The organism is Blastomonas sp. SL216 (genome assembly GCA_026625625.1).
Classification (GTDB): domain Bacteria; phylum Pseudomonadota; class Alphaproteobacteria; order Sphingomonadales; family Sphingomonadaceae; genus Blastomonas.
Map to the genome: position 1 here is coordinate 852643 of CP113055.1, position 13713 is coordinate 866355.

The following is a 13713-nucleotide window of genomic DNA, read 5'->3' on the forward strand; positions in this document are numbered from 1 at the left end:
TGGCGGTTTGCAAGTTCGCTATTTAACATTTGCTTGTGGGGGCAAAGGCTGGAAAAGAAGCCTCCCGAACTCACCACAAGAGGATGCGATGCAGGCCATATTGGAAGAACTGGCAGCCCGGCGCGACAAGGCGCATCTGGGCGGGGGCACCAAGCGGATCGAGGCGCAGCACGCCAAGGGCAAGCTGACCGCGCGCGAGCGGATCGACGTGCTGCTTGATCCGGGCAGCTTTGAAGAGCTCGACATGTATGTCGAACACAATTGCGTCGATTTCGGGATGCAGGATCAGATCATCCCCGGCGATGGCGTGGTCACCGGATCGGGTACGGTCAATGGCCGCCTGGTCTTCGTGTTCAGCCAGGACTTCACCGTGTTCGGCGGTTCGCTCTCCGAACGGCACGCGCAGAAGATCTGCAAGATCATGGACATGGCGCTGAAGGTCGGCGCACCGGTGATCGGCCTCAACGATTCCGGCGGCGCGCGCATCCAGGAAGGCGTGGCGTCGCTCGGCGGTTATGCCGAGGTGTTCCAGCGCAATGTGCTGGCATCGGGCGTCGTGCCGCAGCTTTCGGTGATCATGGGCCCCTGCGCAGGCGGCGCGGTGTACTCGCCCGCCATGACGGACTTCATCTTCATGGTGAAGGATTCGAGCTATATGTTCGTCACCGGTCCCGATGTGGTGAAGACCGTGACCAACGAGGTGGTGACGCAGGAAGAACTGGGCGGCGCGGTGACGCATACCGGCAAGTCGGGCGTCGCCGATGTCGCGTTCGACAATGACATCGAGGCACTGCTCGCCGCGCGCGACCTGATCGATTATCTGCCGCTGTCGAACCGCGAGGCATTGCCCGAGCGCCCGACCGCCGACCCGTTCGATCGGATCGAGAACAGCCTCGACACGCTGATCCCGGCCAACCCGAACATGCCCTATGACATGCACGAGCTGATCAGGAAGACGCTCGACGAAGGCGAGTTTTTCGAGATCCAGCCGACGCATGCGGGCAATATCATCACCGGCTTCGGCCGCATCGAGGGTCGCACCGTGGGCGTCGTCGCCAACCAGCCGATGGTGCTGGCAGGCTGTCTCGACATCAACTCGTCGAAAAAGGCCGCGCGCTTCGTGCGCTTCTGCGATTGCTTCGACATCCCGATCATCACCTTTGTCGATGTCCCCGGCTTCCTGCCCGGCGTGGCGCAGGAACATAGCGGTATCATCAAGCACGGTGCGAAACTGCTCTTCGCCTATGCCGAGGCGACCGTCCCGAAGATCACCGTGATCACCCGCAAGGCCTATGGCGGCGCGTATGACGTGATGGCCTCAAAGCATCTGCGCGGCGATTTGAACTACGCCTGGCCCACCGCCGAAATCGCGGTGATGGGCGCGAAGGGCGCGGTCGAGATCATCTTCCGCGGCAAGACGCCCGAAGAGATCGCCGAGCGCACCAAGGAATATGAAGCGCGCTTCGCCAACCCGTTCGTGGCGGCGAGCAAGGGGTTCATTGACGAGGTGATCATGCCGCACTCGACCCGGCGCAGGATTGCGCTGGGGCTTCGGAAGCTGCGGAACAAGCAGTTGGAGAACCCCTGGAAGAAGCATGACAACATTCCGTTGTGAGTGCGAAATATCGATCATTCTCCCGTCACCCTGAACTTGTTTCAGGGCCCATTTCGCCGGATTGAGCCAAAGCGCGAGACGAGAAATGGGTGCTGAAACAAGTTCAGCATGACGGAATTGGAGCAAGCGTGATGAAACTAGGCCGTCTCAACCATATTGGCGTCGCGACGCCCTCCATCGCGGACAGCATTGTCTTCTACCGCGATGTCATGGGTGCGACCAAGATTCATGATCCATTCGACCTGCCCGAGCAGGGGGTGAAGGTGTGCTTTGTCGATACGCCGGGCGCGGATGGCACGCTTAATGGCACTCAGATCGAATTGATCGAGCCGCTGCCGGGCAATGCCTCGATTGCGTCGTTCCTTGAGAAGAACCCGAACGGCGGGCAGCATCATGTCTGCTATGAGGTGCCCGATATTCACGCGGCCAAGGCGGAGTTCGAAGGCTTGGGCAAGCGCGTGCTGGGCGAGCCGCGCATCGGTGCGCATGGGACGTTGATTTTCTTCGTGCACCCCAGGGATATGGGCGGAGTGCTGACCGAGATTATGGAGACGCCGAAGCCGGGCGAGGGGCACTGATATTGCTCCTCCCCGCAACGCGGGGGAGGATAGGGGAGGTTGCCGACGTGTCGGCTACCGGACCTTGGAGAGGGGGCAGCCACCCTCTCCCAGCTTCGACTAGGTGCTTTCAGCACCAAGTCTGCGCAACCCTCTCCCGTCAAGGGAGAGGGAAGAATCACAGGAGAGAGTTGCGACCATGACCTACGAAACCATAAAACTCGACATCGCCGACCAGATTGCCACGATCACATTGAACGTGCCCGAGCGGCTCAATGCCTGTTCGCTGCCGATGGCGGGCGAGATCAACGATGCGCTCGACCGGCTCGGCGATGCGCGGGCGCTGGTGATCACCGGCGCGGGCAAGGGTTTCTGTTCGGGCGCAGACCTTTCCGGCGGGCGCGACAGTTCGATCTCGGGCGGGCAGGGCAGCTACAAGGCGCTGACCCAGCATTACAACCCGATGCTGCTCAAGCTGCACAGGCTGCACATCCCGACGATCAGCGCGGTCAACGGCCCCGCTGCCGGCGTCGGCTGCTCGATCGGTCTTGCGCCCGATTTCGTCGTGGCGAGCGAAAAGGCGTATTTCCTGCAGGCGTTCGTCAATATCGGCCTGGTGCCCGATGGCGGCGCGAGCTGGATGCTCACGCGCCTGATCGGCAAGGCCCGCGCGACCGAAATGATGATGCTGGGCGAAAAGATCCCCGCCGCCAAGGCGCATGACTGGGGCATGGTCTACAAGGTGGTCGAGCATGACAGCCTGATGGACGAGGCGATGGCGCTGGCCAAGCGGCTCGCCGCGATGCCCACCGTCGCGCTCGGCATCATGCGCAAGAACCTGGTCGAGGGGCTGGAATGCGATTTCCACACGGCTCTGGCGCGCGAGGCCGAGGGCCAGCGGATTGCAGGCGACACCAACGATGCACGCGAAGGCGCCATTGCCTTCCTGCAGAAGCGCAAGCCGAACTTCACCGGCAGCTGATCACACACACGGGAACCATGGAATGACCGATACACCCACCACCGCAGACTGGCAGGCGCTGGCCGACAAGGAGGTCAAGGGCAAGGACCTGACCTGGCAGACGCCCGAAGGCATTGCCGTCAAGCCGCTCTATACGGCGGAGGACGTATCGGTCGATCCCGGCCTGCCCGGCTTTGCGCCGTTCACTCGCGGCGTGCGCGCCAGCATGTACGCGGGCCGCCCTTGGACGATCCGGCAATATGCGGGTTTCTCGACCGCCGAGGAATCGAACGCCTTTTATCGCCGCAACCTGGCCGCCGGGCAGAAGGGGCTGTCGGTCGCGTTCGACCTTGCGACCCATCGCGGCTATGACAGCGATCATCCGCGCGTCACCGGCGATGTCGGCAAGGCCGGCGTGGCGATCGATACGGTCGAGGACATGAAGATCCTGTTCGACGGCATCCCGCTCGATCAGATGTCGGTCAGCATGACCATGAACGGTGCGGTGATCCCGATCCTCGCGTTCTTCATCGTCGCCGGCGAAGAGCAGGGCGTCGATCGCAAGCTGCTCGACGGGACCATCCAGAACGACATCCTCAAGGAGTTCATGGTCCGCAACACGTACATTTACCCGCCCGAGCCCTCGATGCGGATCATCTCGGACATTTTCGGCTATACCAGCCGCGAGATGCCCAAGTTCAACAGCATCTCGATCTCCGGCTATCACATGCAGGAAGCCGGCGCGACGCAGGTGCAGGAACTCGCCTTCACCATCGCCGACGGCATGGAATATGTGAAATACGGCGTCGCCTCGGGCCTCGACATCGACAAATTTGCAGGCCGTCTGAGCTTCTTCTTCGCCATCGGCATGAACTTCTTCATGGAAATTGCCAAGCTGCGCGCCGCGCGCGTGCTGTGGCACCGGGTGATGACCAGGCTGGGCGCGCAGGACGAACGCTCCAAGATGCTGCGCACGCACTGCCAGACCAGCGGCGTGTCGCTGACCGAGCAGGACCCCTATAACAACGTCATCCGCACCACGATCGAGGCGATGGCCGCGATGCTGGGCGGCACGCAATCGCTGCACACCAATGCGCTCGATGAAGCGATCGCGCTGCCTACCGATTTCTCGGCGCGCATCGCGCGGAACACGCAGATCGTCATCCAGGAAGAGACCGGGATGACCAAGGTCGTCGATCCGCTGGGCGGCAGCTATTATATTGAGAGCCTGACGCAGGAACTGGTCGACAAGGCGTGGGAGATCATCGAGCGGGTCGAGAGCGAAGGCGGCATGGCGAAAGCCGTGGCAGCAGGCTGGCCCAAGGCGATGATCGAGGAAGCCGCCGCCGGACGCCAGGCGCGCGTCGACCGCGGTGATGACGTGATCGTCGGAGTGAACAAGTATCGCCTCGCGAACGAGGATCTGCTCGAAACGCTGGAGGTCGACAACGCCAAGGTTCGCGAAGGCCAGATCGCGCGGATCAACGCGGTGAAGGCCTCGCGCAATGCGGCGGCGTGTCAGGCCGCGCTCGATGCCTTGCGTGAAGGCGCGAAGGGCAATGGCAACCTGCTCGCGCTCGCGGTGGACGCCGCCCGCGCCCGCGCAACGCTGGGCGAGATCAGCCAGGCGATGGAAGATGTGTTCGGCCGCTATGCCACGCGCCCGACCCCGGTCAAGGGCGTGTACAGCGCGCCGTACGAGGATGACAGCCGCTGGGCGCAGGTAGTCGATGGCGTAAAGGCTGTCGAGCGTCGCCTGGGCCGCAAACCCAAGCTGCTCGTCGCGAAGATGGGCCAGGACGGCCATGATCGCGGCGCGAACGTGATCGCATCGGCCTTTGGCGACATGGGCTTTGATGTCGTCTCGGGCCCGCTGTTCCAGACCCCCGATGAGACCGTCGTGCTGGCGCTCGAAACCGGCGTCGATGTCGTCGGCGCCTCTTCGCTTGCCGCCGGGCACAAGACGCTGGTCCCCGAGCTTATCAGGGGCCTGAAAGAAGCCGGACGGAACGACATCAAGGTGATTGCGGGCGGCGTTATCCCGCCTCAGGACTACGATTATCTGCGCGATGCCGGCGTCCAGGGCATCTACGGCCCCGGATCGAACGTCGTCGAATGCGCGGCCGATGTGCTGCGCTTGCTTGGCCATAACATGCCCCCTCTTCAGGAAGCTGCCGAATGACTGAAATGCGTACCGACTGGACCCGCGAGGAAATCACCGCGCTGTTCGATCTGCCCTTCAACGACCTGATGTTCGAGGCGCAGAGCGTGCACCGCGCGAATTTCCCGCGCAACGAGGTGCAGCTATCCACCCTGCTGTCGATCAAGACCGGCGGTTGCCCGGAGGATTGCGGTTATTGCAGCCAGTCCAAGGATGCCGATAGCGGCGTCAAGGCGACCAAGCTGATGGACGTGCAGGCGGTGTTGCAGGCCGCAGCCCAGGCCAAGGACCATGGCTCGGGCCGGTTCTGCATGGGCGCAGCCTGGCGCAACCCCAAGGACAAGGACATCCCCAAGCTCGCCGCCATGGTCAAGGGCGTGCGCGAGATGGGCATGGAAACCTGCATGACCTTGGGCATGCTCACCGCGAGCCAGGCCAAGCAGCTCGCCGATGCTGGGCTGGACTACTACAACCACAATATCGACACCGCGCCCGAGAACTACGCCAACGTCATCACCACCCGCACCTTTGAGGACCGGATGGAGACGCTGGACAATGTGCGTTCGGCGGGCATCAACGTGTGCTGCGGTGGCATCGTCGGCATGGGCGAGACCCGCGCCGACCGCATCGGCTTTATCCACGCGCTGGCGACCATGCCGCACCCCGAAAGCGTACCGATCAATGCGCTGGTGCCTGTCAAGGGCACGGTGCTGGGCGACATGCTCGCCGATACGCCGCTGGCGAAGATCGACGAGATCGAGTTTGTCCGCACGGTGGCGGTCGCGCGCATCACCATGCCGCGATCGATGGTGCGCCTGAGCGCGGGCCGCGAGAGCATGTCCGAAAGCTGCCAGGCCCTGTGCTTCATGGCGGGCGCGAACAGCATCTTCACCGGCGACAAGCTGCTGACGGCGCCCAATGCCGGCGACGACAAGGACAGCGCGCTGCTCTCCAAGCTGGGCATGAAGGCGATGGCCGCCCAGCCGCGTGGCCATCTGGAGGCTGCGGAGTGAAATCCGCTTCTCTTCTTCTTCGTCATGCTGAACTTGTTTCAGCACCCATCGTGCCCCAGCAGCCGAAGCTGCGTGGGGAGAAATGGGCCCTGAAGCAAGTTCAGGGTGACGATTTTTGTGGGGCAGGCGTGGCCGCGTGATCCGAACGTTCTTCACTTTGTTTTTGATCGCACTCGCCTGCGTGGCACCCGTCGCCGCGCAGCCGGTGCCGATCATCATTGGCGAGACGCACATTCTGGCATCGAAGCCGCTGGCGCAGGAGCGCGTCGTCAACGTCTATCTCCCCGCCGGTTACGCGACATCGGGCAAGAGTTATCCGGTGCTTTATCTGATCGACGGCGGGCTGGATCAGGACTTCCTGCATATCGCTGGCACCAGCGCGCTGGGTGCGCTTTGGGCGCGGTCGCAGGATGTGATCGTGGTCGGGATCGCCACCAAGGATCGCAGGCGCGAACTGACCGGGCCGACGCAGGACGCGGCGTTGCTCAAGCAATATCCGACTGCTGGCCAATCCGCCTTGTTCCGCGCGTTCATCCGCGACGAGGTCATGCCGTTGGTGGGCAAAAGCTATCGCACCTCAGGCCAGACCGGCGTGATCGGGGAATCGCTCGCCGGGCTGTTCATCGTCGAGACCTATTTGACCGAGCCCGACCTGTTCGATCATTACGCCGCGATCAGCCCCAGCCTGTGGTGGGATGACCAGAGGCTGGCCAAGGCGTCATCTGGCCTTCTGAATGCTCCGGCAGCCAAAGCGCATCGACTTTACCTGACGATCGCCAATGAAGGCCGCGAGATGCAGTCGGGCGTCGATCAGCTGGTCAAGGCGCTCACCGCCAACCCGAACGAAGGCCGCAGTTGGTGCTATGCACCGCACCAGCAGCTCACCCATGCCACCATTTACCACAGCGTCTCGCCTGAAGCATTGCAGTTCCTGTTTCCCGGTAGCGAGGCACCTGCACCGGACAGTGGATTCAATGTGCCATGTGTGACGGGGCACTGACGATGCGCAGTGTGACCGTCGCCCTTGCCGCCGCCGCTGCGATGATGGCTACATCGCCGGCGTTGGCGTGCTCGTTCAGCTGGGGACCGGGCCAGTCGCCAGCCGAAATCAGGAAACGGGCGGATGTCCGCAAGATCGAGGGCGTGTTCCGTTATGGCAGCGGGCAGGGCGTCCTCAACGAACAGGGCGAGCTTTATCGTGGCCGGATCACCGGGCGGGTCGAAGCGCGCACCGGCTGGGTCTGGAATACGATTCAGTTGTTTGACCAGCTGCTGGTCGAGTGCGCTGCATATCACAAGCCGGTGGCGGATGCGCGCGGCACCTTCTGGATTTCCCGCCATAAGTCTGACGGGCGCTACCATATGCTGTTGTGGGAGGGCGAATATCTGCCCCGCCGCAATGTTGAAACCATCCAACCAGATGAGAGTGAATGATGATCACCAAAATCCTGATTGCCAACCGGGGCGAGATCGCCTGCCGCGTCATCCGCACCGCTCGGCTTATGGGCATCAAGACGGTGGCCGTCTATTCGGACGCCGATGCGCGCAGCCCGCATGTCGAGATGGCGGACGAGGCCGTGCATATCGGCCCTTCGCCCGCCGCGCAGTCCTATCTGCTGGCTGACAAGATCATCGAGGCGTGCAAGGCGACCGGCGCGGATGCGGTGCATCCCGGCTATGGTTTCCTGTCCGAACGCACCAGTTTTGCAGAGGCGCTGAAGGCCGCCGGCATCACCTTTATCGGCCCACCTCCGGGCGCGATCGCCGCCATGGGCGACAAGATCGAATCCAAGAAGCTGGCTCTACAGGCGGGCGTCAACGTCGTCCCCGGCTTTGTCGGCGAGATCGAGGATACCGAGCATGCGGTGCGCATTGCCAGCGGGATCGGCTATCCGGTGATGATGAAGGCCTCGGCAGGGGGCGGCGGCAAGGGCATGCGCCTGGCCTATAGCGAGCAGGATGTGCGCGAAGGCTTCGAGGCGACCAAGCGCGAGGGTCTGAACAGCTTTGGCGATGACCGCGTGTTCATCGAGAAGTTCATCGAACAGCCGCGCCATATCGAAATCCAGGTGCTGGGCGATCAGCATGGCAATATCGTCTATCTGGGCGAACGCGAATGTTCGATCCAGCGCCGTCACCAGAAGGTGGTCGAAGAAGCCCCGTCGCCGTTCGTGACGCCCGAGATGCGCAAGAAGATGGGCGAGCAGGCAGTCGCACTGGCACGGGCCGTCGGTTATTACAGCGCGGGCACGGTCGAACTGATCGTCTCGGGCGCGGATACCACCGGCGACAGCTTCTACTTCCTTGAGATGAACACCCGGCTTCAGGTCGAGCATCCTGTCACCGAACTGGTCACAGGGGTCGATCTGGTCGAACAGATGATCCGCGTCGCCAATGGCGAGCCGCTCGCCTTCACCCAGGACGATATCAAGCTGACCGGCTGGGCGGTGGAAAACCGCGTCTATGCCGAAGACCCGTATCGCGGCTTCCTGCCCTCGATCGGGCGTCTGGTGCGCTACAATCCGCCCAAGCAGAAAAAGGGCGTGCGCGTCGATGACGGCGTGGAAGAGGGCGGCGAGGTCTCGATCCATTATGACCCGATGATCGCCAAGCTGATCACCTATGGCGAAACGCGGCTGGATGCGATCGATCGGCAGATCACCGCGATCGACCGGTTCGAGCTGGAAGGCCCGGGGCATAATCTCGATTTCGTCTCGGCGCTGATGCAGCACGAACGTTTCCGCTCGGGCAATATCACCACCGGTTTCATCGCCGAGGAATATCCGGACGGCTTTCACGGTGCCCCGGCTTCGCCCGAACTGCTCCGGCGTCTGGCCGCGATGGCGGCATTTATCGCGACTGCGCAAGCCGACCGCGCGCTGCGCGTCAGCGATCAGCTGGGCAACCGGCTCACCCCGCCGTCCGAATGGCGCGTGCGCAAGGGCGATATCGCGATGGAGGTCTCGGTCAGCGAGGACGCGATCGTCGTCGATGGCGAGGTGGTCGATCTGTCGATGGGCTATACCCCGGGCGACCGGCTCGCGGTGGCTGATTTCGGCGACGAGGAAGAGAGCGACGAACTGGCAGTGAAGGTGCAACGCACCCGCACCGGCTTTGCGCTCACTGCGCGCGGCGCGACCCACAGTTTCGAAGTGCTGCCTGGCCATATCGCGCAGCACGCCCGGCACATGATCGAGAAGGTGCCGCCTGATCTGTCGCGCTTCCTGCTTTGCCCGATGCCGGGCCTGCTGGTGAAACTGCACGTGGCCGAAGGCGAGAAGGTGCAGCCTGGCCAGCCGCTGGCGATCGTCGAGGCGATGAAGATGGAAAACATCCTGCGCGCCGAAAAGGCCGCAACGGTCAAGACGATCAGCGCGGCCGAAGGTGACAGCCTGGCGGTCGATGCGGTCATTCTGGAGCTGGAATAATCCGTTCACCGGATATGTGATCGCTGTCCGGTCAGGGAACGGGCTGGACAGTTGATTGCGCCGCAAATCCTCTCCATAGACTGACGCCCTAGGGACTGGATGGGGAGAGTGCTGGATGGCCGCAACGGCTGCAGCAGACGGGCAGGAGTTTGACGCAGGCCGTGACCGGCTGGTGATCGTCGCCTCCTCGCTCGGCACGGTATTCGAATGGTATGATTTCTTTGTCTACGGGATCCTGGCGACGCTGATCGGCCAGCTGTTCTTCCCGTCGGACAACCCCACGGCGGCGACGCTCGCTTCGCTGGCGATCTTCGGCGCAGGGTTCGGTGTGCGCCCGCTCGGCGCGGTGCTGTTTGGCTATCTGGGCGACAAGGTCGGACGCAAATACACGTTCCTTGTCACCATCTCGCTGATGGGCGGCGCGACCGCATCGATCGGCCTGCTGCCGACCTTTGCCACGGCGGGTATCTGGGCGGCGGCGCTGTTGCTGGTGCTGCGCTGCCTGCAGGGGCTGGCGCTGGGCGGCGAATATGGCGGCGCGGCGATTTATGTCGCCGAACATGCCCCGCCGGGCAAGCGCGGCCAGTATACCAGCTGGATCCAGGCCTCGGTGGCCGGGGGCTTCCTGCTCGCGGTGATCTGCGTGCTGGCCACGCGCAAGCTGATGAGCCCCGAGGATTTCAACGCCTGGGGCTGGCGCGTGCCTTTCCTGATCTCGATCCTGCTGCTCGCCATCTCGCTCTATATCCGCCTGAAGCTGTCCGAAAGCCCGGTCTTCCAGGCGATGAAGGCTGCGGGCGCGACGTCCAAGAACCCGTTCATGGACAGCCTGCGCTATCCGGGCAATATCAAGCGGGTGATGGTGGCGCTGTTCGGCGTCGCCGCGGGGCTGACGGTAATCTATTACACCTCGCAGTTCGGTACGCTGTATTTCCTCACCGGCACCGCGCGCGTCGCCGAAGAGGATGCGCTGGTCTATATGGCCGCAGGCGCCACGCTGGCCGCGCCGCTTTATGTGTTCTTCGGCTGGCTGTCCGACCGTGTCGGGCGCAAGCGGCTGCTGCTGATCGGTTATGGCCTCACCGTCGTGCTGCTGTTCCCGCTGTTCCACCTGATGGCGCAGGCGGCGAACCCGGCGCTGGAAGCCGCGACCAAAAGCTCGCCGGTCACGCTTGCCATGCCCGAATGCGCCTTCAACGCCCTGCAGCGGACCCAGACCACCGAATGCGCCAAGGCGCTCAATTTCCTCAGCAAGCGTGGCATCAGCTATACCAAGGTCGATGGCGACGCCGTGGTGCTCAGCGTCGGCAACGATGTCGTGCGCGGCTTTGACGACAAGGCCTATGTCGTGGCGCTCGAAAAGGCGGGCTATCCCGACAAGTCCGATCCGGCGCAGCGCACGCCATGGCTGATCATCCTGTCGGTGGCGCTGATGGTGGCCTTGTCGGCGATGACCTATGGCCAGGTCGCCGCGATCATGGTCGAGCTGTTTCCGGCCAAGATCCGCTACACCTCGATGTCGATCCCCTATCATATCGGCACCGGCTATTTTGGCGGCTTTCTGCCCTATATCTCGCAATATGTCGTCGCGCGGACGGGCGATGCCTATTCCGGACTGTGGTACACCATTGCAGTGGTGGTGATGGCGTTCATCGTGTCGCTGATCTGGCTGCCGGAAACATCAGGGCAGGACGATATTGGCTGAAGCCTCTCCAATGCTGGCGAATATGCGGCTGGTGCTCGATGGCGGGGCACTGGTCGCCAACTGGCGCACGCTGGATCAGCTGAGCGGCAGCGCTGGTGCCGGCGCAGCGGTGAAGGCCGATGGCTATGGCCTGGGTGCCCGCGAGGTTGTCCGGCGGCTGTCGGCGGCGGGCTGCCAGGACTTTTTCGTGGCGCATTGGGGCGAGGCGCAGGCGCTGACCGGATGGATCGATCCGGCACGATTGGCGGTACTGCATGGCATTGCACCGGCCGAGGAGGCTGCTGCGCTTGCTGGTCTGGCGGTTCCTGTGCTCAACAGCGCCGAGCAGGTTTCCCGCTGGAAAGCCGCTGGCGGCGGACGCTGCCATGTGATGATCGATACCGGCATGAGCAGGCTCGGCATCGACTGGCGCGACGATATCTCGGCGCTGTGTGCCGGGCTGGATGTCGACCTGTGCCTCAGCCACCTCGCCTCCGCCGATGAACCAAGCGCGCAGAACGAGGCGCAGCGCCAGCGGTTCGAGCAGGTGCGGCATCAGGTCAAGGCGCGGCGCTACAGCCTGGCGAACAGCGCCGGGATCGCGCTGGGCAATGGCTATCATTTCGACTGCACCCGGCCTGGTCTAGCGCTCTATGGCGGGGTGCCGTGCGATGCGCTGGCTGGCCATATCCGCCCCGTGATGCGGCTGGAGGCGCGCATTTTGCAGGTGCGCCAGGTGCGTGCGGGTGACAGCATCGGCTATGGTGCCACGTTCACGGCTGAACGCGACATGCGCACCGCGACGCTCTCTCTCGGCTATGCCGACGGTTTCAAGCGGGCCCTGTCCTCGATAGGTGCGTTTCGCAGCGGCGATGTGCATCTGCCGCTGCTGGGCCGGGTGTCGATGGACCTGACCTGTATCGATCTGACCGCAGCGCCGGAACTGGGCGAGGGCGACTGGATCGCTGCGGATGTCGTGCTGCCCGCTGTCGAGGCGGCCACCGGGATCAGCCAATATGAATGGCTCACCCAGATCGGCCGACGCTTCGACCGGATCTGGGTGGATTGAAAGGTTCCCCTGCCTTGGCGGGGGCGATAGATTACCGCTCGACGGTCAGCGCAATGCCCATGCCGCCACCGATGCACAGCGTGGCCAGGCCCTTTTTCGCATCGCGGCGGCCCATTTCGTAGAGCAGGGTGGTCAGCACGCGCGCACCGCTGGCGCCGATGGGGTGGCCGATGGCGATCGCGCCGCCATTGACGTTTACCTTGTCCGGATCCCAGCCCATTTCCTGCGTTACCGACAGCGCCTGCGCCGCAAAGGCTTCGTTCGATTCGATCAGGTCGAGGTCCTCGACGCTCCAGCCAGCCTTGGCGAGCGCGCGGCGGCTCGCCGAAACCGGGCCGATGCCCATGATCGACGGGTCGACGCCCATCGATGCCCAGCTGGCGATCCGCGCCAGCGGGGTCAGGCCGCGCTTGGCGGCGTCTTCCTCGCGCATCAGAACCAGCGCGGCGGCGCCATCGTTGAGGCCGCTGGCATTGGCGGCGGTAACCGTGCCGTCCTTCTTGAAGGCGGGCTTGAGGCCAGCAACGCTATCGTAGGTCGCGCCAGCGCGGATATATTCGTCCTGATCGACGATGGTATCGCCCTTGCGGCCCTTGATGGTGACCGGCGCGATCTCGTCGGCAAAGCGGCCCTCGGCGCGGGCAGCTTCGGCCAGGTTCTGCGAGCGAACGGCAAAGCGATCCTGGGCTTCGCGGCTGATCTGGTACTTTTCCGCCAGGTTTTCGGCGGTGATGCCCATGTGATATTGGTTGAACACATCGGTCAGGCCATCATAGACCATGGTGTCGACGAGCTTCAGGTCGCCCATCTTCTGCCCTGCGCGCAGCATCTGGCAGTGCGGCGACATCGACATGTTTTCCTGCCCGCCGGCGATCACGACATCGGCATCGCCATTGGCGATCGACTGGAAGGCCAGCGCCACCGCGCGCAGGCCCGATCCGCACACCTGGTTGACCCCATAGGCCGGCACTTCCTTGGGGACGCCTGCATTGATTGATGCCTGGCGCGCCGGGTTCTGGCCCTGGCCCGCCGTCAGCACTTGGCCCAGGATCACCTCGGATACCTCTTCGGAAGACAGGCCCGATTGCGCGAGCGCTGCCTCGATGGCGATCCGGCCAAGCTCGTGCGCAGGGGTGGAGGCATAAGCGCCCAGAAAGCTGCCGACCGGCGTGCGCTTGGCAGCAGTGATGACGATGCTCGACATGATCGCGTTCTCCGAAAAGGC

11 protein-coding genes are annotated in these 13713 nt (G+C 63.5%); 10 read left to right on the plus strand and 1 reads right to left on the minus strand.

The window, feature by feature from the left end; translation table 11 throughout:
- Positions 1–88 precede the first annotated feature (88 nt).
- The 10 genes from OU999_04015 to alr all read left to right on the plus strand — a co-directional run bounded on the left by OU999_04015 (position 89) and on the right by alr (position 12488).
- The gene (locus tag OU999_04015) at positions 89–1615 is read left to right on the plus strand and encodes an acyl-CoA carboxylase subunit beta (GenBank protein ID WAC24369.1); all 1527 of its coding nucleotides are present in this window, start codon (positions 89–91) and stop codon (positions 1613–1615) included.
- Between the two features lie 131 nt (positions 1616–1746).
- Entirely contained in the window at positions 1747–2193 is a 447-nt protein-coding gene (gene mce, locus OU999_04020; GenBank protein ID WAC24370.1) for a methylmalonyl-CoA epimerase, read from the plus strand.
- 178 nt (positions 2194–2371) lie between these two features.
- Positions 2372–3154, plus strand: coding sequence for an enoyl-CoA hydratase-related protein (locus tag OU999_04025; protein WAC24371.1), 783 nt, complete (start codon positions 2372–2374; stop codon positions 3152–3154).
- Positions 3155–3176: 22 nt separating this feature from the next.
- Positions 3177–5315 carry a methylmalonyl-CoA mutase gene (scpA, locus tag OU999_04030; GenBank protein WAC24372.1) on the plus strand — a complete coding sequence of 713 codons (2139 nt, stop codon included), beginning with the start codon at positions 3177–3179 and terminating at the stop codon, positions 5313–5315.
- Positions 5316–5320: 5 nt separating this feature from the next.
- Positions 5321–6307: a biotin synthase BioB gene (gene bioB, locus OU999_04035; protein ID WAC25341.1), complete on the plus strand. Its 987-nt coding sequence runs from the start codon at positions 5321–5323 to the stop codon at positions 6305–6307.
- A gap of 211 nt (positions 6308–6518) precedes the next feature.
- The gene (locus tag OU999_04040) at positions 6519–7307 is read left to right on the plus strand and encodes an alpha/beta hydrolase-fold protein (GenBank protein WAC25342.1); all 789 of its coding nucleotides are present in this window, start codon (positions 6519–6521) and stop codon (positions 7305–7307) included.
- 2 nt (positions 7308–7309) lie between these two features.
- A complete protein-coding gene (locus tag OU999_04045) occupies positions 7310–7741 on the plus strand; it encodes a hypothetical protein (GenBank protein WAC24373.1) in 432 nt (143 codons plus the stop codon).
- Positions 7738–9735, plus strand: a complete 1998-nt coding sequence (locus OU999_04050; protein ID WAC24374.1) for an acetyl/propionyl/methylcrotonyl-CoA carboxylase subunit alpha — start codon at positions 7738–7740, stop codon at positions 9733–9735. The genes OU999_04045 and OU999_04050 overlap by 4 nt, the downstream gene beginning before the upstream one ends.
- Before the next feature lie 115 nt (positions 9736–9850).
- On the plus strand, positions 9851–11440 hold the full coding sequence (locus OU999_04055; GenBank protein WAC24375.1) for an MFS transporter: 1590 nt from the start codon (positions 9851–9853) through the stop codon (positions 11438–11440).
- A gap of 10 nt (positions 11441–11450) precedes the next feature.
- Entirely contained in the window at positions 11451–12488 is a 1038-nt protein-coding gene (alr, locus tag OU999_04060; protein WAC24376.1) for an alanine racemase, read from the plus strand.
- Positions 12489–12519: 31 nt separating this feature from the next.
- On the opposite strand, the gene OU999_04065 is transcribed toward alr, so the two are convergent.
- A complete protein-coding gene (locus tag OU999_04065; protein WAC24377.1) occupies positions 12520–13692 on the minus strand; it encodes an acetyl-CoA C-acetyltransferase in 1173 nt (390 codons plus the stop codon).
- Positions 13693–13713: the final 21 nt, after the last annotated feature.

Coding starts and splice junctions, on each gene's coding strand:
- OU999_04050 (WAC24374.1), top strand. CDS start 7,738: ATGATGATCACCAAAATCCTGATTGCCAACCGGGGCGAGATCGCCTGC.
- OU999_04055 (WAC24375.1), top strand. CDS start 9,851: ATGGCCGCAACGGCTGCAGCAGACGGGCAGGAGTTTGACGCAGGCCGT.
- alr (WAC24376.1), top strand. CDS start 11,451: ATGCTGGCGAATATGCGGCTGGTGCTCGATGGCGGGGCACTGGTCGCC.
- OU999_04065 (WAC24377.1), bottom strand. CDS start 13,692: ATGTCGAGCATCGTCATCACTGCTGCCAAGCGCACGCCGGTCGGCAGC.
- scpA (WAC24372.1), top strand. CDS start 3,177: ATGACCGATACACCCACCACCGCAGACTGGCAGGCGCTGGCCGACAAG.
- OU999_04045 (WAC24373.1), top strand. CDS start 7,310: ATGCGCAGTGTGACCGTCGCCCTTGCCGCCGCCGCTGCGATGATGGCT.
- OU999_04015 (WAC24369.1), top strand. CDS start 89: ATGCAGGCCATATTGGAAGAACTGGCAGCCCGGCGCGACAAGGCGCAT.
- mce (WAC24370.1), top strand. CDS start 1,747: ATGAAACTAGGCCGTCTCAACCATATTGGCGTCGCGACGCCCTCCATC.
- OU999_04025 (WAC24371.1), top strand. CDS start 2,372: ATGACCTACGAAACCATAAAACTCGACATCGCCGACCAGATTGCCACG.
- bioB (WAC25341.1), top strand. CDS start 5,321: ATGCGTACCGACTGGACCCGCGAGGAAATCACCGCGCTGTTCGATCTG.